The organism is Bacillus sp. NTK071 (assembly GCF_017303315.1).
Classification (GTDB): domain Bacteria; phylum Bacillota; class Bacilli; order Bacillales; family Guptibacillaceae; genus Guptibacillus.
In genome coordinates this window covers 25,947-48,387 of sequence record NZ_JAFKOI010000001.1, presented here as the reverse complement: position 1 = coordinate 48,387, position 22,441 = coordinate 25,947, and the positions used below count along the sequence as shown (strand labels likewise).

Annotated in this window: 17 protein-coding genes; 5 read left to right on the top strand and 12 right to left on the bottom strand. The window is 41.0% G+C overall.

From position 1 onward, the window contains the following. Window positions 1-96 precede the first annotated feature (96 nt). Window positions 97-447 (bottom strand): DUF1516 family protein, encoded by a 351-nt coding sequence (locus tag JI666_RS00250; RefSeq protein WP_206887601.1) that lies wholly within the window; start codon window positions 445-447, stop codon window positions 97-99. A 173-nt stretch (window positions 448-620) separates the two neighbouring features. Between JI666_RS00250 and JI666_RS00245 the strand changes: the two genes are divergently transcribed. After that, window positions 621-1,814 (top strand): ornithine--oxo-acid transaminase, encoded by a 1,194-nt coding sequence (locus JI666_RS00245; protein ID WP_206887599.1) that lies wholly within the window; start codon window positions 621-623, stop codon window positions 1,812-1,814. 64 nt (window positions 1,815-1,878) lie between these two features. Here the strand turns inward: JI666_RS00245 and JI666_RS00240 are convergent, their stop codons facing one another. The 8 genes from JI666_RS00240 to addB form a co-directional block, all read right to left on the bottom strand. Then, a complete protein-coding gene (locus JI666_RS00240; RefSeq protein WP_206887597.1) occupies window positions 1,879-3,303 on the bottom strand; it encodes an NAD-dependent succinate-semialdehyde dehydrogenase in 1,425 nt (474 codons plus the stop codon). Between the two features lie 69 nt (window positions 3,304-3,372). Then, a complete protein-coding gene (locus JI666_RS00235) occupies window positions 3,373-4,248 on the bottom strand; it encodes a fumarylacetoacetate hydrolase family protein (protein ID WP_349769286.1) in 876 nt (291 codons plus the stop codon). An 85-nt stretch (window positions 4,249-4,333) separates the two neighbouring features. Continuing rightward, window positions 4,334-5,509 (bottom strand): efflux RND transporter periplasmic adaptor subunit, encoded by a 1,176-nt coding sequence (locus JI666_RS00230; RefSeq protein WP_206887595.1) that lies wholly within the window; start codon window positions 5,507-5,509, stop codon window positions 4,334-4,336. Further along, the gene (locus JI666_RS00225; RefSeq protein ID WP_206887593.1) at window positions 5,509-6,159 is read right to left on the bottom strand and encodes a hypothetical protein; all 651 of its coding nucleotides are present in this window, start codon (window positions 6,157-6,159) and stop codon (window positions 5,509-5,511) included. The genes JI666_RS00230 and JI666_RS00225 overlap by 1 nt, the downstream gene beginning before the upstream one ends. A gap of 121 nt (window positions 6,160-6,280) precedes the next feature. Further along, complete coding sequence (locus tag JI666_RS00220; protein WP_206887591.1) at window positions 6,281-9,634, bottom strand: AAA family ATPase; 3,354 nt, start codon at window positions 9,632-9,634, stop codon at window positions 6,281-6,283. A gap of 15 nt (window positions 9,635-9,649) precedes the next feature. Then, on the bottom strand, window positions 9,650-10,801 hold the full coding sequence (locus tag JI666_RS00215; protein WP_206887589.1) for an exonuclease SbcCD subunit D: 1,152 nt from the start codon (window positions 10,799-10,801) through the stop codon (window positions 9,650-9,652). 206 nt (window positions 10,802-11,007) lie between these two features. Continuing rightward, window positions 11,008-14,730, bottom strand: a complete 3,723-nt coding sequence (gene addA / locus JI666_RS00210) for a helicase-exonuclease AddAB subunit AddA (protein WP_206887586.1) — start codon at window positions 14,728-14,730, stop codon at window positions 11,008-11,010. Beyond that, on the bottom strand, window positions 14,717-18,214 hold the full coding sequence (gene addB, locus JI666_RS00205; protein ID WP_206887583.1) for a helicase-exonuclease AddAB subunit AddB: 3,498 nt from the start codon (window positions 18,212-18,214) through the stop codon (window positions 14,717-14,719). The genes addA and addB overlap by 14 nt, the downstream gene beginning before the upstream one ends. Before the next feature lie 195 nt (window positions 18,215-18,409). On the opposite strand from addB, the gene JI666_RS00200 reads away from it, so the two are divergent. From JI666_RS00200 to JI666_RS00185, 4 genes are all read left to right on the top strand, one after another. Further along, window positions 18,410-18,604: a hypothetical protein gene (locus JI666_RS00200; protein WP_206887579.1), complete on the top strand. Its 195-nt coding sequence runs from the start codon at window positions 18,410-18,412 to the stop codon at window positions 18,602-18,604. A 129-nt stretch (window positions 18,605-18,733) separates the two neighbouring features. Continuing rightward, entirely contained in the window at window positions 18,734-18,943 is a 210-nt protein-coding gene (locus JI666_RS00195; protein WP_048310130.1) for a spore coat associated protein CotJA, read from the top strand. 2 nt (window positions 18,944-18,945) lie between these two features. After that, window positions 18,946-19,212 carry a spore coat protein CotJB gene (locus tag JI666_RS00190; protein WP_206887577.1) on the top strand — a complete coding sequence of 89 codons (267 nt, stop codon included), beginning with the start codon at window positions 18,946-18,948 and terminating at the stop codon, window positions 19,210-19,212. A gap of 20 nt (window positions 19,213-19,232) precedes the next feature. Further along, window positions 19,233-19,802, top strand: a complete 570-nt coding sequence (locus tag JI666_RS00185) for a manganese catalase family protein (protein WP_206889224.1) — start codon at window positions 19,233-19,235, stop codon at window positions 19,800-19,802. Between the two features lie 604 nt (window positions 19,803-20,406). On the opposite strand, the gene JI666_RS00180 is transcribed toward JI666_RS00185, so the two are convergent. From JI666_RS00180 to JI666_RS00170, 3 genes are all read right to left on the bottom strand, one after another. Further along, complete coding sequence (locus tag JI666_RS00180) at window positions 20,407-21,033, bottom strand: TVP38/TMEM64 family protein (RefSeq protein ID WP_136945816.1); 627 nt, start codon at window positions 21,031-21,033, stop codon at window positions 20,407-20,409. Between the two features lie 102 nt (window positions 21,034-21,135). Then, a complete protein-coding gene (locus JI666_RS00175; RefSeq protein WP_414635123.1) occupies window positions 21,136-21,573 on the bottom strand; it encodes a pyridoxamine 5'-phosphate oxidase family protein in 438 nt (145 codons plus the stop codon). Window positions 21,574-21,842: 269 nt separating this feature from the next. Beyond that, window positions 21,843-22,358, bottom strand: a complete 516-nt coding sequence (locus JI666_RS00170; protein WP_206887572.1) for a hypothetical protein — start codon at window positions 22,356-22,358, stop codon at window positions 21,843-21,845. Between the last annotated feature and the right edge of the window lie 83 nt (window positions 22,359-22,441).

The following is a 22,441-nucleotide window of genomic DNA, read 5'->3' as shown; positions in this document are numbered from 1 at the left end:
CCATAAATATGCCATTCTACCCTACTTGTTATATCGGCAGATGTTGTTCCACCTTTTAATACAAAAAAACCACCTAAATAGAGGTGGTTTTGGTACTTATAACTGATAGAGGTGCAGTACGTAATACCCATAAAAAAAGACAAGCATAAAAGCAAACAGAAATTGTAGCCAAAACGGCCAGATTGTTTTCCCTTTTACACCTCTTACTAGGATCATTTCCATTGAGAAAATTAACCATAAAGCTACTACAGTTTTCACAAGTGATGGCCCCCAGAAATTGTAGCCAACAACAAGGAACATTCCTGATACTACAGTCAAGATGTAAAAAATACGTAGAACGGTATGTGTTATCTTCTGTCCTTTTCCCTTGCCTGCTCTCATTAAAAAGTAACTACTCATAAAAAGGATAAGGGTCAATCCCCAGGCTGTATAATGTGCATGAAGCATTTGCAGTCTCTCCTTCTATCTATGTACAAACTACTTACTATCATATCACGAAACAAGAATTTCGACATTGTCAGAATATTTTATGCCATTTTCTCACAAATCATAGGAAGCAAGCGATTTCATTGTTATAATGATAACGTGGCATTAACAAAAAGATGGGAGTGACAGGTAACATGGTACAAACACAAGATATTATTCAGATGACAGAGCAGTATGGTGCACCCAATTATCATCCACTACCAATCGTTATTGCAGAAGCGGAAGGTGTTTGGGTTAAGGATCCTGAAGGTAATCGCTATATGGATATGCTTAGTGCATACTCAGCGGTCAACCAGGGACACAGACATCCCAAAATTATTCAAGCACTAAAAGATCAAGCGGATCGTGTGACATTAACTTCACGGGCCTTTCACAATGACCAACTTGGCCCTTTCTATCGTAAAGTTTCAGAATTCACAAACAAAGATATGATTCTACCTATGAACACTGGTGCTGAAGCAGTGGAAACGGCTGTTAAAGCAATGCGTCGCTGGGCATATGAAGTGAAAGGCGTTCCGAAAGACCAAGCGGAGATTATCGCTTGTGAAGGAAACTTCCACGGTCGTACAATGACTGCCGTCTCGCTCTCCTCAGAACAGGAATATCAGCGTGGATTCGGTCCAATGCTCCCAGGTATTAAGCTGATCCCTTATGGTGATATTGATGCTCTGAAAAAAGCCATCACACCAAACACAGCTGGTTTCTTATTTGAGCCAATTCAAGGTGAAGCCGGAATTAATATTCCACCTGAAGGTTTCCTTAAAGAAGCCTATGACTATTGTAAAGATCAGAAAGTGCTGTTCGTTGCAGATGAAATTCAAGCAGGGCTTTGTAGATCAGGAAAGCGCTTTGCTTGTGACTGGGACAATGTAGAACCAGATATGTACATTCTTGGAAAAGCGCTCGGAGGCGGGGTATTCCCAATTTCATGTGTTGCTGCGAACGAAGAAGTACTAGGTGTATTTACTCCAGGGTCACACGGCTCTACTTTTGGTGGAAATCCACTTGCTTGTGCAGTTTCTGTAGCATCCCTAGAAGTTCTTGAAGATGAGAATTTAGCAGATCGATCTCTTGAACTAGGAAACTACTTCCAGAATAAGTTAAAAGAAATTAATAACCCACTCATTAAAGAAGTTCGCGGTCGCGGTCTTTTCATTGGCGTTGAACTTCATGAAGCAGCTCGACCATATTGTGAGAAATTGAAAGAAAAAGGACTTCTGTGTAAAGAAACGCATGAAACAGTCATTCGTTTTGCACCTCCACTAATTATAAGTGAGGACGACTTAAACTGGGCGATTGAGCAAATTACAGATGTATTATCAGTTTAAAAGAATCGTATAGCAATGAAAGAACCTCGCTTTTTGATAAAACCAAGCGAGGTTCTTTTTTCAATTACAATCCTATAGACACATACTTGGTTTCAAGATACGCTTCGATTCCTTCATGCCCACCTTCACGGCCAATACCACTTTGTTTCATCCCACCAAACGGGGCCTGTGCTGCGGAAGGTACGCCATCATTCCAGCCAACAATTCCATAATCAAGTCCGTTTACAACATGATTCCCTCTACGTACGCTCTCACTAAATACATAAGCGGCAAGGCCAAATGGTGTCTGATTAGCAAACTTAATCGCTTCATCATCCGTTGAAACCTTTTGAATTGGTGCAACGGGTCCAAACGTTTCTTCATTCATAATTAACATGCCTGGTGTAACATCCTTAAGAATCGTTGGACGATAGAAGTAACAGCCATTCTCTTCGTAACCTTCTCCACCTAAAGCACATTCTGCTCCCTGACTTAAGGCATTTTGCACGTGCTTCTCGACTTTATCGTATCCATCTTTATCAATCATTGGACCGATATCGGTTCCTTCTTCAAGGCCGTTACCAACTTGAAGTTCTTTTGCCTTGTCAACAAATTTTGAAATGAATTCGTCATAGATTTTCTCCTGCACATACACGCGGTTCCCACAAATGCAAGTTTGTCCACCATTGCGGAACTTTGAAGCGATAACTCCATCCACAGCTTTATCAATGTCGGCATCATCAAGAACAATGATAGGAGCATGGCCACCTAACTCTAGCGAAATATTTTTGACGGTTTCGGCAGACTGTTCCATGAGCTTCTTTCCTACTTCTGTCGATCCAGTAAATGTTATTTTACGAACATGCGGGTTACTCATTAACTCACCGGCCACTTCAGATGATTTACCAGTGACGAGGTTAACGACACCTTTTGGTAACCCAGCTTCTTCACACAATTCAACAAGTCTTACCGCTGTTAGTGGTGTTGCGGAAGGCGGTTTAACAACAAAGGTACACCCTGCAGCGAGCGCTGGCGCGAGCTTCCTAGCAATCATAGCTGCTGGAAAGTTCCATGGCGTTATCGCTCCAACAACACCTACAGGTTGTTTGCGCACTTCCATCATCCGCTTTTCTTTATGTGGAGGAATCGTACGACCATATACACGTTTTCCTTCTTCTGCAAACCACTCAACGAAAGACGCAGAATAAGCAACTTCTCCTTTAGATTCATGAAGTGGCTTACCCATTTCCTTTGTCATCAGTTCTGCTAGCTCGTCCTCATGCTCGAGCATAAGACTATGGAGTTTCTTTAAGTATGATGACCGCTCATATGCGGTTAGGCTTGACCATTCAGGGAACGCTTTATGTGCTGCATCAATAGCCTTCTTCGTTTCAGACTTTCCACCAACCGGTACTGTACCGACTACTTCACCAGTTGCTGGATTATTTACTTCAAGTTTTTCTAGATTCTGTCCTGTCCACTCACCATTAATATAATGAAACTTTTCCATTTGCTAACCCTCCTAGTAGGTTCTCTGGATAACAATTCCTTTTCTAACAACCAGCTAAACACAGAAACGCTATCTTTTACTAATTTCATTTCGTAATGTACCAATTCCTTCTATTCGAACTTCAACAATATCTCGATCAACAAGATATTTAGGTGGCTTGAAACCTTTACCTACACCTGATGGCGTTCCTGTTGCGATTAGATCCCCCGGCTCAAGTGTCATTCCCTTAGATAGAACGTGAATGAGTTCAGGAATATCAAAAATTAAATCAGATGTGTGACCATTCTGTCTAACCTCTCCGTTAACCAGTGTTTTAAGATTAAAATCATGGGGATTGCTAACTTCAGAAGCATGTAAGATAGCAGGACCCATCGGACATGAACCGTCTAGGCTCTTTCCTAAGAAAAATTGACCGTGCTTTTTTTGAAGATCTCGAGCGGTAATATCATTTACAATCGTATACCCGAATACATAGTCCATCGCTTGTTCTCTCGAAATACGCTTACCCTTTTTCCCAATTACAACGGCTAGTTCACCCTCATAATCAAGCGCTTCAGAAACATCTTTTGAAAACGATAGTAGTTTTCCCGGGGCGCTAACTGATGTCGGAGCTTTCGTGAAGATCATGGGATGCTCCGGGATGTCTTTCTCACTCCCCATTTCAATCGCATGATCTCGATAATTCTTACCTACACAAAAAATGTTTTTCAAAGGGCTTGGAATAGGGGCTTGTAAGTCAACATCCTGTATTGATAAATGGTAGGCTTCTGATACGCCTCTCATCTCTTCAATGTTAATGTCCTCTGCCTGAATGAAGGAAAGAAGCGTGGGCAAATCCACACCTTTATCACGATAATAGCAGTATAAATCGACTACAATACTTTCTTCTTCATACCAGATACCAAAGCGCTCTTCTTGTTCCACTGTAAACGAAATAAATCTCACAGTTTATTCACTCCTTATTAGAATAATGAATATTCAGTTAATGTTATCTAAATAAAAGATCTGCATTTCTGCAGACCCTATTTACTCACCCTTTGCTGGGCTCTTTCTTATTTTTATCTTCCTTTTCTTTTTTCTCAGATAGTAGTTCAGTGAATGCTTCTTTCGGTTTAGTTAAAACCTTCTCCTTCAGCTTAAGTCCTGAAAGAATTTCTATCTTACCGTCCTCTATGCGTCCAGGTTCGACTACTCTCAGGTATAATTTCGTATCATCAAGAACTACAACATAGCTAATTGAACCTTTTTGAATAATGCTCTCTTCTGGTACAGACGGAGCATTATTGTTTTGATGTAGTGGTGCCTCGATTGTTACATGCGTGCCAGAAGCCATCTCATTCTCGCCTTCCATCACTACAGTAAAATGATAGTAGCTAAGACCTGATTCTTCATCCACTTTATATGGACGATTTTCAACCATTGTAATTCTGCCTGATAGAGGCTTGCCAGGATAGGCCGTTGCATGAACAGTGACTTCTTGATCTGCTGTAAGCGTTGGATAGTCTAATTCCGAAACTGAACCTTGTACAGCTAACTTGTTAGATAGTACCGTTACAACAGGTTCACCATCTTCTGGAGTGCGATTGATCTCTTTAGCCAAACCATCAAGGCTTGAATCGACTGTATTATCAATCTCTTCAGTACCGGCCTCTTGAATTTGACGTTCTAGCTCCTTCACATCTAGCTCAGCAAGTCTTTTCCTATATTCTGTATCTCTCACTTGTTCTTCCACATCAAGCTGTAACTGAAGTTTCTGTTCTTCTTCAAGATCTGTGTTAGATTCAACCCGAGATGATTGCAAAGAAAGGTCATTAAGCTGATCATCAAGAACAGAAACGGCTGTTTCTGCTTTATTTAGCTGGGCTTCGAGCTCGGAAACATTAACAGTTTCCACTTCTTCGTACTCAAAAAGTGTTGTTCCAGAAGATACATCATCTCCTTCCTTAACGAGTACTTCTGAAATCTCACCACGTGATGATTGATAATAATACGATTCTTCTAATTCAGGTATAAGAACTCCGTTAAAGGATACAAGTTCCTGATACGTTTTTCCCTTTACCGTAACCGTTTCTACCTTCTTCTCATCTGCTAAAACGCGCTGAATCAGGAGCGTATTAACCGTTATGAAGAGGAGAAGAAATAGGCCGGCACTTACACTAATCCAAAGTGACTTACGATTCACAGTGTGACCCTCCAACTTTTTCATTAAAATGCCGTCCTTATGTATGCTAGAATCGCTACAATAAGTAAATTCAATATAACAATCCAGAACAAAATATACCCTTTCGACAAAGTGGTACTTTGCTTAATGGCTGCATACTGAACAAATGTCCCCCACAAAAGAAAGATCGAAAGACTATAACCGAAATAGAGCCAGAAAGTATTATTCGTTAGTAAATCCACGTATATACCAAGGCTGTATGGTGAAATAAGCGATGATTCATTAAGAAATGGAATAAATGGCAGTTGAAGCAACATACCAATTAGAAGAATGAACACCACATAACTGTGTATATATGTAAGCCTCTTATATCCTACCTCCTGAAAGAACGACCAGAAAAGGAGTGAGCCAACTAATACAAGTATAACAAACGTCAACAGACCAAGTACTCCATCTGTAATGACTTCGCTCATCAGAAAAAGCAGTCGGTCATTTGAAGCTAATCCTGCATATTCAGGAACTTCTCCAGCATATTTAATGTTCATAAACGATGTTAATCCTACGACAATAAATGCAAGAATGCCAAGTAAAATTAACCTCCACCATGTTCCTTTTAATTGATAAGCCGATCGAAGCGGTCGAAAATGTGAGAACGGCTTAAAACTTCCCAAAACTAGTCTCATAGAGTGTGACATCCATGTTCCTCCTATGTAAAATAACCTCATCTACTATTCATATTTTTACATAAACTCTCGTATTTTGACAGTATCTTTCAAAAAAAAAGGTAACATACCCTTGCGGATATGTTATCCTTCCTTACAATGTTTCCATTTCAATTCGACTTCCACGACCTGATGGCTCTGATGGTGAGACAATGACTTTACGTGGTAATCTTGCTCTTAGCTCTGGCACGTGACTGATGACACCAACAGCTAAGCTTTCATTCTGTAACTTCTCAAGAGATGTTATAACGGTATCCAGGAGAGATTCATCCAACGTACCAAACCCCTCATCTAAGAAGAAGAATTGAAGTGGATGTGCACCTCTTAGTTGAATTTGGCCTGAAAGCGCAAGAGCTAGTGCTAGCGAAGTGAGAAAAGTTTCTCCACCTGAAAGAGTTGACACAGGTCGTCTAACCCCTCCGTTTGCATCATCTCGTATTAAGAAGCCTCCGCTAGAATCTACCTCTATCGCATATCGCTGCGACGTTAAATCACCAAGTTTCTGAGATGCATCAAGGCTTACCTGCTCAAGCTGTTCTGAAGCAATAAACTCGACAAAACTATTTCCTCGGAAAACTGTTTGAAGCTTCCCGAGCTTTTCTAACTCAGCGCTTGAAGTTTTCCTAACTTCTTCAAGCTCGTTGAATCGCTTATGCCTTCTTGTAACATCTTCAAGATGATGACGCCTCGCAGCAAAGTGAGAAAGAGCTTCCTCTCTCGTCTCTTTTGCAAGCTCTGCGTTTTGATTAGATTCCTTATATTCATCCTCAGAAACTTTTCTTCCAGAAAGCTTTGATTCAAGCTCATTCATGTTATGTTCCGTTTGGTTCCACTCTTTCCTGTATTCTTCGACCTGATTTTCCCAGTCTCTCCTTTGGTCTAGAGACACTTCAGCAGATCTCACAAATTTCCGATCAGAGAAGATCGAGGTTTTTTCAGCTTCTCCATAAGCTTCTTCTGCCTTTTTTAACCGTAGTTGAACATCTTGATCGTAGTTCTTTGCAGCAGCAGCTTGCCTTTCAGTTTGCAGATAACGTTCATCAGCTTCTTTTAATATGTTGGCAGACGCTTTTTCATCATTTCGAAGTGATTCCAACTGCCTGTTAACTTGATTGTATCCTTCTTGAGCAGTTGATTCGCCTACAATCCCCTCATACTCTGATTCTGCTCTTTTCACCTGTTCGGAAAGCTGTTCTATAGAACTTGTTAGCTTAGCATACTGAACGGATTGTTGCTGAACTTTTTCTTGTAAGTCAACGAGACGTTTTTCTTGATCTTCAATGTAAGGGACACTTTTGTTTAGGCGCTCGCGAACAACACTTGCCTTCTCATCCATGTCCTCCATCTTTTTCAACTCAGTTTCAACCTCTTCTACATTCAGGTTAAATTCATCCTGTATGGTTTTCTCAATTTCTTTCGTCCGAGTGGTTAATTGCTTTCGTTTCTCAACACGTGAAACAAGATTCTCTTTCACTTGCTTGAGTTGATAAGCATACTCAGATGCTTTCGTTTGATGTTCTTGAAGCCACCTACTTGCATTTTTAATTTTCTCCTCAAGCTCTTGAACATCCTGAGTCAGGGATTTAACTTCTGTTATAACCTCATCATCGGTTATGTCCGCCTTTATCTCCCTTTCGGAGGCTTGCTGAACTCCGCTTAAATCTTCTTGTTCCGTCATTAAATCGGAAAGTTGTTCAAGCTTGTACTGAAGCTGATTGGCGTTTTGAAGTTGATCTTTTAACTTTTCACGCTTCTGTTCGTCTCTTTGGATTTGATCCTGCAATTTAGAAGAATCATCGTCGCCTTCAGCAAGGTGTACGTGCTCTTTTGAACCACAAACTGGGCACGACTCTCCTTCTTTTAGCTCTGAAGCAAGCTTAATGGCAATAGCGTGCGTACGACTTTCTTCAAGCCTATGATGAGCATCCTGTACTCTTTCTTGAAGTTTTGCAATATGCTTTTCAAGCGATAGCTTACATGACGAAACCTGGTTATAAACCGAAAGGAGTCTACTAAAATAGTGATGATAGTTTTCTTTCGTCTTATCTAGTTGCTTGTTCATTTCTTGTTGCAGAGGATAGATTCGATCACGCTCTGTCAGCTGTGCCTTTTCTTCCTTAGTCACATCATTTAGCTGCGTAGTTATGGAATGCAATTCTTGCTTCAAGCTTTGAGCTTTTGAGATTCGCTTTCGATCTTCTGGTGAGACTTGTAAACTAGTAAGCTCCTGATTAAGGTCGGATTGAAGTGTGCGCGCTTTGCTTAGATCCTTCTGTACTTTCTCCTTCTGATTATCCGCTATCGTCACATCTTTCTGTAGCGAAATGCGCTGTTCCTCAAGATTAGTCGATTGCTCCTTGAGCCTTGCTAACTCTTTTTCAAGCGTTATTCCACGTTCAAGCTCATTGAGACGTTTCATTAGAATTGGCTCATGTTCCTGCTGCCTTGATCGATAATCCTCGTGAGTCTGTTTCCTAGAGCGATAGGTTTCACTTGCTTCATCAAGGTGTTTCTTCGCCTCTTGATAACGATTGTACGCTTCTTTTGCTTCTTTCTCTGTTGCTTCCACTGCATCAAGATAAGGCTTGACCTGTAAAGCAGCTTGGGCTTCGTTCAGTTTCGTTTGAAGCTCCTTTATCTCATCACTTTTCTTCACTAAGGAATCTCGCTTCTGTTCTACTTGAGCAAGCTGTTGTTGTAATGACCACTTTTCATTAACGTCCTCTTTTTGTTTCTCTGCTTGCACGAGGTTCAACCTTGCTTCTTCTGCAGCTTTTTCTGCTAAGGTAAGAGACTCTTTCGCCTCTTTTAGGTGCTGTTTTGAAGCTTCACCAAGCCCTGTTTGCTCTGCTGTAATTTGATTTAGGTGATTTCTTTTTTCATCTACTCTAGCGCGTAAACGTCTGTTGAATTGATCACCGTATTTTTCAAGCTGAAATAACCGTTGCAACATTTGCCGTCTCTCTGTTCCTTTTAAAGAAAGAAACTCAGCGAATTTCCCTTGGGGAAGAACAACCGCACGTGTAAAATCATCAATCGTTAACCCAAGAATTTCCTGGATTTTCTGAGAAACATCTCGATCTTTATCTGCCAGAACAGTATTCTCTTCCCCGATCTCGATTAGACGTGAATTCGCTGAGCGTATTGAAATATCTCCCGAACGCTTATAACTTCTCTCGACACGATACATTAATTCGCTACCTAGCTCAAAGGTAAATGAAACAGATAATGTATCCTCTGCATGATTCATAATCCCTTGTGTATTATTAGTTGCACGTTCTACTTTTCCATAAAGAGCTAACGTCATAGCGTCGAGCAGGGACGACTTACCACTTCCAGTTGGACCGAAAATGCCGAAGATTCCTCCCTGACAAAGTGTTTCAAAATCAATCTCTTGCTTTTCTCTAAAACTATGCAATCCTGATACGGATAGACGAATCGGTTTCATTTTCTTCCTCCTTCCTTACTCATCATTTTCTGATATCTCTAAGAAAAGCTGAATGAGCTCCTCATCAGGTTCTGCTCCATCCGTCTGCTGCTCGTAAAATCGCTTAAATAGCTCATCAATCGGTAAACTTGCGTAAGATGCTTCCTTTTGATTCTCTTTCTTCTCAAACACTGGCCTAATATGTATAAACCCATCATGCTGACTTCTAAGTCGATGAATTTCTTCAATCGAAAGAGTATCATTTAAATGGATTTCAAGATCGACCCAGGCATCGGCGTCTCTACCCTCTTCTAGCCACGTATAGACCTGCTCAATCCCTTTATCTGCAATCCATCGAACGAGTGGCTTACCTGATTGAAGCGGAATCTCGTTCAAATGTGCTAACCCATTTGGTTCCACATCAATAATTGTAACCGATTTAGTCTGATTCGCTTCTGAAAAGCTATACGCTAGCGGCGAGCCTGAATAACGAGCAAGTGACGATCCTTTCGTTATCGTTTGTGGACGATGAAGGTGACCAAGCGCCACATACTGTGCCTGTTCAGGTAATGAATTCGCCGAGACGGTATATGCACCACCAACTTGTATGGGTCTTTCTGAGTCGCTCTCCCTACTACCCGCTACATAAATATGGCTCATGGCAACTTGAACAGACTCTTCATCACCGGTAGAAAGATCGCTAAAGAGCTTTTTCACACGATCATCATAAGCTAGCTGTAGAGTCCCCTCTTCTTGACTGTTAGTTAAACATTCATTCAATCGTGATTCAGAAGGGTAAGGAAGGGCAGCTATTGAGAGCTTTTGTCCATTGCGGACTCTTACTTCAACCGCTTCAGTTGTTGGAAATCCTATAATTGTAATGCCATTCATATTCGCAAGTGGTCGTGATGCAGAAAGGCGTTCTGGATTGTCATGATTGCCTGAAATAATAATAAGCGGGCGCTCTCCATTACTCGTCAACTTCACTGCAGCGTCATAGAAGAGTGTTTCAGCTGCTGCAGGTGGATTAACCGTATCAAACACGTCTCCCGCCATCAAAATGGCATCAACATTCTCTTCTTCTGCAATCGAATTCAGTTCATCTAGAAACTCTTTCTGTTCAGGCAAACGACTCCTACCTTCTAATGTTTTTCCAAGATGCCAATCTGCGGTATGAAGTAATCTCATGACAGTCACTCCTTTATCTAAACTCTTTATAATAATCAAATCTTTTTTAAAGGCTCTTTTCGCATACTTTGTTGCTATAAGAGAGAGGCTGGGGATTTCCGCTCCAATCAGCCAAATTTGATTCGAAGTTCTTTCAAAAGCAACAATCTTTGAGATAAGAGCCTTTTTAAAATAAGACTAGCCGGACAAGGAGCCCGGCCAGCTAGTTAGTCGATCGCAAGAGTACGACCGCCATCAAAAAAGTATAGCACTTTTTGTTTGCACGGCATCTTCCAAATCTCATTGATCGCCTTCTCATATAATTGAAGCTGCGTTGTATACCTGCGCTTCATCGTTTCCATTGCCTGTTCTTCCGTGGAAAAACGGTCATGAATGACATCCGTTTTGTAATCGACTAACGTTAATTCTCCATTCACATCACGAAGAATACAGTCAATTACACCTTGAAGAACGACCGTTTCCTGCTCTCCTTCGAAATCAGCATAGATCCATTTCGAATCAACACCAAGGCTGAACGGGACTTCTTTGTAAATTTCTGAAGCATTCCTCATTTTCTCACCAAGATCTGATTCGACTAACCTATGAATCTGATGAACGTCAATTGCCATAGCCTGTTCAGTTGTTAACAACTCTTTACCTTCAAGCTTTGCAATGACATTTCGGATAGATGATTCATCATGTTGTTCTTTCAGATCCAGATGCTGCATCACGATATGCATAGCCGTCCCTCGTTCAGCAGGGGTGAGCTGTTTGCTTTGAAGAAAACGAGGCCGTTCTTTCAACGATTGACTAAATCCCTTAACAAGCTGATTATCGCTTCTGTCGTCTTGAAAGATTTCTCGCTGTCGCTTCACTTCTGTGACTGACTGCTTCGACCTTGTTTCAGTAGCAGCCTTATGCTCATATGTCCAGTTTAACCTTTTCTCAACATGGTTTTTATAAATGCTCACTTCCGGAATCAGTTTCCTCTGTTGAAGAAGCGCTTCATATTCCTCGTGTTTCTGCACTTCTTCAGTTTCTACTTCTGCATAACTCGCTGCTTCATGAACTATGAGCGTCCATCTGGATGGATGTTGATGGACCTCCTCATGAAAAGGCAAACTCGCTCTCCCTTCCATTATAGAAGAAAGATCTCGATGTCTAATAATAGATGGACCGATCCAGCTTAAATAAGACTTCCCTTTTGACCGCTCATAGTCTGATAGAAGCCACTCTTCGCTCGCTGCTCCTGTCCAGGATAAGATCTCTTTTTCCCAATCATTCACTGTACCAACGAGGATAACCTTTTCTTTCGCACGTGTTAACGCGACATAAAGAACACGCATTTCCTCTGCTAACATTTCAAGTTTCATCCGCTTTTGAAGTGTAAAGTAAGGTAGAGTTGGATAGCTGATTCGATCATGAGGATCAATAAACTTTGTAGCTAGCCCAAATTCTTTGTGTACAAGCATTTGATTGGCCATATCTCTCATGTTAAACTGCTTTGCAATTCCAGCAATAAAGACGACAGGGAATTCGAGTCCCTTACTTTTATGAATGGTCATTACGCGTACTACATCTTCTTGTTCACCAAGAGCTCGTGCTGTGCCAAGGTCTCCACCACGTTCTTTCATTCGGTCAATAAAGCGCAGGAAGCGGAACAATCCTCGAAATGATGTAGCTTCATATTGTCTCGCTCGATCATACAGGGCACGTAAATTAGCTTGCCGTTGCAACCCTGCAGGCATCCCTCCAACAAATTCGAAATAATTAGTCTCTCTATAAAGTTGCCAAATTAATTCGCTTAGTGACGCTTGTCTTGCTTGCTCTCTCCAGCGGTTCAAATTAGAGAGGAATGTTGCAAGCGTTTCTGACAATCGATTACTTTCTGTTTCACAATAACTCTGTAGGGCTGTGAAATAGCTTGAATGCTTCTCATTAATTCGTATAAGAGCAAGTTCTTCCTCAGATAACCCGATGATTGGTGAACGGAGGACTGATGCAAGTGGAATATCTTGATACGGATTATCGATCACGTTCAAGAGACTCATCATCACAGCCACTTCAGTTGCTTCAAAATAGCCAGAGGCAAGGTCTGAATAAGAAGGTATTCCTGCTTGCTTCAATTCTTCTAAGATAACAGGTGCCCAGCTAGCTGTTGCACGAAGTAAGATTACCATGTCACGGTATTGAATTGGTCTCATTCGCTCTTCTTTACGATCATAAACCTTTACACGGTCTGATTCACTTTTCCCCATCATTGATTTGATATTTGAAGCAATAAGACGCGCTTCTAATTGAACTTTCTCAACCTCTTCTCCATCTTCCTCAGTGTCTGAACTTTGGTCAATAACATGCACTTCCGGAACTACCGTATCAGAAGGAGGATAGCTTGCTCCAGGGATTAATTCAGCTGCTTCATCGTACTCGATTTCACCTACACGCTCGTCCATGATTTGTTTGAATATAAAATTCGTCCCGTTCAATACTTCTTCTCTGCTCCGAAAGTTTCGTGCAAGATCAATTCGTTTTGAAGGATCATTAGAAGATCGCCCAAACGTTTTGTATTTTGAAAGGAAAAGACCAGGTTCTGCAAGTCTAAAACGGTAGATGCTTTGTTTCACATCGCCAACCATAAAGCGATTCCCACCTGACTCAGCGCTTCTGCTGATGGCATTAAGAATCGTTTCCTGAACTGAATTCGTATCCTGATACTCATCTATTAGCACTTCTGCAAATTGCGTTTGATACTCACGAGCCGCGCTTGAAGGGATCGGGTTATCAGGGGTGGAGGCATTATCTAATAAGATGGAAAGGCAGTAATGCTCAAGGTCACTATAATCTACTAAACCTTTTTCTTTTTTCAATAAGGAATACCGCTCTCGAAATTCATTCACTAGTGAAGAAAGGGTACCTAATACCGGAGCCAGTTTGACGATATCGTCTACATACTCTTCTGGTTCCCTTTGGAAAAGGTCTTCCTTAAGACTTTGAATGGTTTTTTTCACTCGGTCTCGCATCGCTTTTACTGTATCAATCATACTAGCATCGAATTGATCGCCTTTACACGGTTTCAAACGTCCAAACGATGTGCTATCAAAGGCTTCTTTTAATGCTTCCCATGACTCAGAAGCCGCTTGAAGTAGTCCTAAAACCATTTCCCTTTCTACTTCAAGTGATACAAGATATGGCTCAGGTCCCCCTGGCGCGGATGCTAGTTCAATCGCTTTTTCTTGGACCTCTTTCATACCTTCAAGCTGAAGTACCACGTCTTTCAATAGTTCTTTCACCCAAACGAGTTCGTTAAATCCTACTTTGTTCGCTTCTTCATATAATCTTACGCTATCAGATAACCATTGCTCTGGCCAAGGATGACTCGATGAAAAATGATAAAGTCGTTCAACAAGGAGCTGGAGATCTACATCACTACGATCACTACTATACCGGTCGACAAGATCGTAGAATGCCTCGTTTTCCTTCTTGCTGTAATGTTCTTCAAACAACTCTTCCATTGCTTCTTCTCTAAGAAGGGCCGCCTCTGTTTGATCCGCAACTCGGAACGCTGGATCAAGATCAATTTCATAATAATACCTGCGCAGTACTTCCATACAAAAGGAGTGCAATGTTGAAATCGAAGCTCTATTCAGCATTGAAAGCTGCCTTCTTAGATAAAGAGAAGAAGGATCTTCTTTTAATCTTTCTTCAAGTGCCTCGCCTATTCGATGACGCATCTCGGCTGCAGCAGCGTTAGTAAACGTCACGACAAGGATGCGATCAACTTCAGCAGGGTCGTTCTCATCTGCAAGTCTCCGAATGATCCGCTCAACTAGCACCGCTGTTTTCCCTGATCCAGCTGCAGCTGCAACAAGCACGTCCTGATTTCGAGCAGCAATCGCATCCCATTGTTCATCTGTCCATCTAGATCCTTCTGGTTTATCAATTGGATTCATTCTTGTTCCCCCCCTCTCTCATCCGTCTTAGAATTGTTTCATCATCTTCAACCGGTATTTGCTTGTAAACATTGTCTTCCATCGCCTGATCAAATTGACAAAACGAACGGTATGAGCAGAATGTACACGGTATTCTGTCTTTCATTTTGTATGGATCAATATCGATACGTCCATCGGAAATATCTGTACCAATTTCTTGGATCGTATTTCGTGTAAATGCCCTTAGGGATTTAAAGTCATCAGATGAAAGCACAGATGAATTTTTATAAAAGCTGCCATCTTTCTTAAGCGCAGCCGGAATGATATCTGATTTCTTCACTTCAATATCACTGTCCATTAAACTCACAATATCCTTATCAGCAAGAAGAAGCCCTTTCATCTTAAACTTCTTAAACAACTCTTGTTGAATCGCTGCTTGTCCCGGAGCTGATGTTTGAAGAATTGGATTATGCACATGGAAATACAGCATCCCTGCAGCTGTGGCATCCCGACCGAGCCAGATGTTCGCATTCGAAATAACCACATCAAGATATGTCAACATTTGAAGCGCAAGTCCAAAATACACTTCTGATAAATCAAGTGACGTACCGCTCGATTTATAATCAATGATTCGAAGCAGAAGTTCATCGCCATTAAACGCTTGATCAACCCGATCCACTCGACCAATTAGCTGAAGCTTCACACCATTTTTTAACGTAAATTCGATCGGTGGCAATTCCTGATTCGGTCCAAACCCTAGTTCAAGACCAGCTGGTTGAAAACCGCTTTTTTGGGCTTGTTGACCGAGTACGGAAGATGCACGACCTACAACTTGAGTTAACTTTCTCATAATGTAATGGTATCGGTTTGAACTTAATAGAATCTCATTCTGAAGCTTGGGAGCTATCTGTTGGACTATTTCACCGGACAATTCATAGTATTGATTGGATGAAAGCTTACCCCAATCCCAGTGACGTTGCTTAATGGTTTCAGCCATCATATTAAGTGCAGCATGGAAGAGTTGACCTATATCTGGAGCTTCAAGTTTGAATGTTGATCGCTCTTTCAACTTTAATCCATGTGAAGCAAATTGCGAGAATGCACAGGACTTGTAACGCTCCATTCGTGATACACTCGCTTGAATATTTGAACCATATAGTTTCCTGCTCGTTTCGTCAGATAAATTCCGAGCTTTATTTCGATAGAACAAGCTGTCAATTAGCCGTAACTTATTTTCTTGTGACGGATTCATGACAAACCAATTATATGCGTCCCACCAGATTGGATCTATTGGGTATCCTCGATTCCACTGACGAAGCTGCCCTGTTAGCCTCCCAATTGTCTTGGAAGGATTTGTAATAAATGAGAGCTCGTCTATTGATTCCTCGCCTGGCTCGGCAAACTTTAAACCAACCTCAAGTTCTGGAAACATTTCCTGTAACCGATTCATCACAATCGATGGTTGGAGCCCCTTTCCTTCTTCATCAGCTAGCGGGCAACTAACCCATAACGAATCAGACGGAGTAGAAAGAGAGTGGTAAATGAGAAACTCTTCGTCTAAAAGTCGACGTTTCAGACCCGGTGCAAGCTGTATGCCCTGCTCTTCTAGTTTCTCACGATCCTGTTCGCTTAAGAGGCCATCTTCTTGAATTCTCGCTGGTAAGACACCATCATTCACCCCTAGTAGAAAACCACACTTTACATTTGTGAATCTAGTCCGGTCAATACTACCAATTACTACTTGATCAAGCGATGCTGGAACGAGGGCAAATTTCATGCTTTCAATTCCTGCTTCAAGTAGTTTCGTAAACTCCTCGACAGTTAGCTTCTGATCTCCTATTAGTTCTACCGTTTCATCTAGAAGCGATACGACCGCATCCCAAACCTGATCGTGTTCTCTTGCTTTAGTAAGCTGACCTGCATGCTCAGCTTTCTCTTTCAAACGATCTACTTTTTCTGCTGCATTGCTATTCTCAAGAAGGTAATAAAGAGCCTCACACATATCTCTCACCGTATTTGCTTTCTTCATTCTTCTTTCAAATTTCTCGAGAGGTGTAGATACCCATTCTTTCGTCTCATTGAGGCGATCTTCCATTTTCTCAAGCTCATCCGATGTGATCGCCTCTTTGTCTTCAAGCTGCCGGTAAATATTCGACTTCCATCGCTCTTCTGTCTTCCAACGGTATCCTTTAATTCCCCTAGCAATGACGTAATTCTCGAGTTCATCCATTCGCTCTCTGATTCTCTCTACGGTCTCTCCAGTGTCATCGGGGAATAATAGTTCTGTTTTCACACAGCGGAAAACAGCTTCATAGCGCCAATTATATTGAATAATATCCAAACTTGATCGAAGAAGCTCTATTAGAGGGTGATGAAGCATTGTTCTTTTCTGATCTGAGAAAATTGGGATGTTATGATCACCAAAAATCGTTTCAACAAGTTCATAATAGGATGCCATATTTCTAACCATGACCGAAATATCACGGAATCGGTAGCCTTCATCTCGAACAAGCCTAAGTGTTTCTCTGGCAGCTGCTTCTACCTCTGAACGAATATTAACAGCATGGTGCAATTGAATATGTTCCAACTGGCCACTGTAAAGAATAGGTGGTCTTTCACCATAATTCGCCTCTAAGTGAGCAAGTTCACTATTTCGATATCGCTTTTGCGAAGTTAGAACAAGTGGTTGTTTGACCTCGACGCCTTCTTCATTCGCCATTCCTAAAAGGGTCTGGTACGTTTTTGCAGGTTCATGAAACAGATCAAGTTCATGAATTGCAGAAAGGTTCATTTCTGGATCCATCGTAATAGTGAATGAGAGATTCGCCCCCTTTTTAATCAGCGCCTGAATCACTAGTAGTTCCTGAGGTGTAAAACTATGAAAACCATCAATCAAAATCGTAGCGCCATCAAGATAGCTTGATTCTTCTATCTTCTCAGCAAGAAGCGCAAGATAGTCTTCCGAATCAAGATAGTGACCAATCATCGCCTTCTGAAATGCATCATAAACAAGATGAAGATCAAATAGCTTATCTTTTAGTAAACTGCGTTCATCCTCAGTATATAAATCGTCTGCATAGCTTCTAATATCATCCGGTTCAAGACAATAGCGCTTAAATTCCGTTACCATATCATTCAACTGTTCAATATAGCCTGTTTTCTCAGAAGAACGTTGATATATTCTAAGTCTCTGCTTATTCTCTTCAATAATATGGCGAAGCATCATGCTTGTACCAACACTTGTAAGGTGAGGGCGTGCCATTCCACCTGTTTCCTGAAGGACTTTCCATGCAAGTCTTGTAAAACTGAATACCTGCGCTCGAATCATACCCTTCAATCCACGGTTATGTACTAATTCATATTCTGATTGAAACGTCATCTGTTCTGGAACTAAATAAATCATGTCCTGACCGATTGGTCGATCGGTCAATTCATTCTGAATTTCTGATAAGCAATGGTCCGTTTTACCGCTCCCCGACCTGCCAATGACAAACTGAACCGTCATTTTTTTGCCTCCTAGTCACTAAACCCTATTTTCTATCACTATTATCTCATGTTTTCATGAAAATGAATAGGATCGATAGGAAAATACGTTCGCATTTCTAACGACTAAATATTGTAAAAAGCAGACATGATGTTTTTAGGTATTGAAGCAAGGGTATACCATACGTAAGAACATATTTATAAGGGAGTTTTGATCATGGAGAAAGAATTTGAAACGTTTAAATGGGAATTGAATCGACTGACACGAGATATGTCAGAATTCGTACACAGTTATGAAAAACTTGATGATGGACAAAAGCGAAGTGTAGCAGACAATTATCCTTTTACCTCAGATCTTCACGACTTAAAAAATATGGTTGCTAAATGGAATGACACCGTTAATAAAATGTAAGTAAAAGAGCACTTCCAGACGCGGAAGTGCTCTTTTACTTATACAATTGCAGCTTCTTAAGTTTATACATTTTTTCTTTTCGAGACTCATACAACTAGAGAATGAAGGTTGTATTGAAGGAGGTCGAACATGTATACAAACAGGAAATATTATGAACCTTATGTTGGTCCTTTTGATCCCTGTCCCCCCATTCGAGTGAAGTCCTATTCAACTCCACCTAACCTTTACATGGGCTTTCAGCCTCCAGGTCTTGAACAATATTCTGCCAGGGAAGCTCTGTATCGAGGTACACTCTGGAAAGCACTTTGTGATCCATATCGTTCAAAACGGGAGGAGTAGCAATGTCTCAAAAACAGCTTCCTAAAGAATATTATGAGCTTCTTGAAGAACTACAAGCATGTGACTTTGTTCTCGTCGAACTAACTCTATACCTTGACACACACCCAGATGATTACGATGCGATTCAGCAATTCAATGAATACGCCAAAATGAGAAAACAGCTAAAGAAGCGCTATGAAAAAGAATACGGTCCATTGCAACAATATGGGAACAGCTACTCAAGTTATCCATGGAATTGGGACGATACACCATGGCCATGGCAAGTCTAGGCACGAAAGGATGAGTAATCATTTGGGTTTATGAGAAGAAATTACAATATCCAGTGAAAGTAAGCACATGTAATCCGATGCTTGCTAAATTTCTAATTGAACAATACGGTGGAGCCGATGGGGAACTTGCTGCCGCTCTAAGATATTTAAATCAGCGCTACACAATTCCAGATAAAGTCGTTGGTTTGTTAACGGATATTGGTACAGAAGAATTCGCTCATCTGGAAATGATTGCAACAATGATTTATAAACTAACAAAAGATGCTACCGCTGATCAAATGAAAGAAGCAGGACTTGGAGCACATTATGCCAATCATGACAGCGCCCTTTTCTACTCCAACGCAGCTGGCGTCCCATGGACCGCAAGTTATATCGCAGCTAAAGGCGACCCTATCGCAGATCTATACGAAGATATCGCAGCTGAAGAAAAAGCCCGCGCAACCTACCAATGGATCATCGACCTATCAGACGACCCTGACCTTAACGACTCTCTCGCCTTCCTAAGAGAAAGAGAAATTATCCATTCCCAACGCTTTAGAGAAGCTGTTGAAATATTGAAAGAAGAAAAAGATAAAAAGAAGATCTTTTAGTTGGAAAAGCGGAAACGAGCGTTTAGAAACGAAGATATTGGTACTCTTGAACTGGAACACGCTCTTTGTGTTCCGGTGAAAGAGTGAAATATCGTAGTTTCTGCGAGTTGCAGCTGGATCTACGAAAAGCGGAAGTGGCCGTTTAGACCCGGCAGGCACTGGAAGCATCCAAATTGAACACGTTCTTTGTGTTCGAGTTGGATGGTGAAGTGACCGAGGGTCTGGCCACTGCAGCTGGATCTACGAAAAGCGGAAGAGCCCGTATAGACCCGACAAGCGCTGGAGCCTTACGAAATGAACTCGTTTTTTGTGTTCAGATCGCGGAAGGCGAAGCGATCGAGGGGCTGGGCTCTGCAGCTGGATCTACGAAATGCGGAAACGAGCGTTTAGAAACGGAGATATTGGAACTCTTGAACTGGAACACGTTTTTTGTGTTCCGGTGAAAGAGTGAAATATCGTAGTTTCTGCGAGTTGCAGCTGGATCTACGAAAAGCGGAAACGAGCGTTTAGAAACGAAGATATTGGTACTCTTGGACTGGAACACGTTTTTTATAGTAGAACCATACTAAACACAAAAACCATGCATTCTGCATGGTTTTCTCCATTACCTCGCCTGATCCTCGGTTTGATGCTTCCTCGGTCGTTGGTTCAGTTTATATTCAATCATTTTCCCCGCTCCCCAAAGAATGAAGATCGCAAGCAATATTAAGACCATTTCTAGTGGTCGGTGAATTAAAGCAAACACATCATGTCCTATAAATGACACGATTGCGATCATCACCATTTTTCCAAGCAGTACAGCCAACACAAAACTTCGTATGCTCATATTCGATAACCCCGCTACCACATTAATTAAGGCAGAAGGAGTAAACGGAAAGCAAAGAAGAAGGAAAACCATGCCAAAACCATGGCGTTCAATCCATCGCAGTGTTTTCTCAATTTTGGGATGTCTTGTAACAACACGCATAAATCGTTGTCTAGCCAATCTTCTAACTACCACAAAAACGATTAATGCGCCAAGAGACGCACCGATCCAGGACAATAGCGATCCATACCAGAATCCGTACGCAGCTGCATTTCCAGCTACAAAAAGAAACAAAGGTAAAATAGGAATAACAGCTTCTAACATAGGAAGCAAAATACCGGGTAATGGACCAAGCGCTCTGTACTGGCTAAGCCATGCTCTTATTGTTTCTTCATTCAAGAAATCTTTGATCATTTCCCATTCCATATGGGATTCAACCTCGTTTCATGGTGCCTAAGTCAGAATGACAGCACAAGATGCTTATTGCTATTATTAAATCATAAAAGAATTCGAGAAGAAAGTTTCTCATTAATCCATAAGTGCTTTATATACTTCCTCATCAAGCTCTTCTGCTTTCTTTTTGTTATAGGTCTTCTCGTACTTAGGCTCAGTCGTAATTTTTGCTCCCCAGAACATCGTTTCCATAACCTGATCGATTTCAACATTGATTTTGGCTAATTTTAAGGATACACCAGCCATTGCTTCTTCTAAGATTGTTGCCTTACCTTGGATAGAATAAACTGTTTCAAGCCCTATGACGGTTAAGACAACACCAGCATTTTGTTTTACGTTCTGAACTGTTCTTGAGTTAGTCGTAACGGAGAAGCGAATGTTTCCTTTATTAACACTTTTGACCCACGATATCGCAGATACATTAGGGGTATCGTTCTCATAATCAATAGTTGAGAGCATCACAAGCTTTTCGCCCTCCAAAAATGCAACTAATTCATCAGTTAACTGTGTCATATCTTCTTTTTTAGCCAAACGTCTCATCCTTTCGAACCTATTCTCTACTCTTTCCTAAAAGACTACCACGAATACTGCATAATGGAAACGCTTCATCATGGCTTAATAGTTAATTAAGAGTTAGGCATAAAAAAACCGCACTCCATGAGCGCGGTCCATAGGGGGAAAATCATTTTCAAACTTACTTAGGGGGTTTGATAGTAACTATTCCCGATCATCCAAAAACCAAACTACAAATTAAAATTAATTTTGATGTATCGAGTGTAGCGTTACAATTCAACAGGTATACGGAAAATAAAAACTTCTTCGTTCCCCTTTAAAATGATTGGAACTTTCACTTCAATCTGATAGACACCTGATTCCAACTGTTCAGTTGTTATGGTATCGCCTTCAATAATGTCATCATTTGATACGCTCTTTTTAGTTGAAGGAACTTGTGAAGAATAAGGAATTACAATCTGGTCGTTTTCTTGGTTGGTGATTTGATAATCTAGTAGACCATCATCCACAACCTCAATTTCTTCCTTTTCTTCTCCTTGATACTTAATCTTAGCAGCTAAGCTAATGGTTCCGTTATCCTTCAGTTTACTGTTAACTAGAGCTCCGAATGGAATTTTTGGCTGTGTTTCTGATCTAGACACAACATCTTTTTGATTTTCACTAAGTAAATACTCGCTCGTATTCATTTTCCGGTCACTAAATAGAACATTTGCAGCACCTACAATAATGAAAACAACAAAAAATAGAATAATGAATTTTGAGCTATTAAACTTTATCTTCTTCATGGTGACATCCTTCCCAATGTACTGAATGCCAACATTATATCATTTCCACCTCTTCATGAAATAGAAATTCCCCATTCATTCGT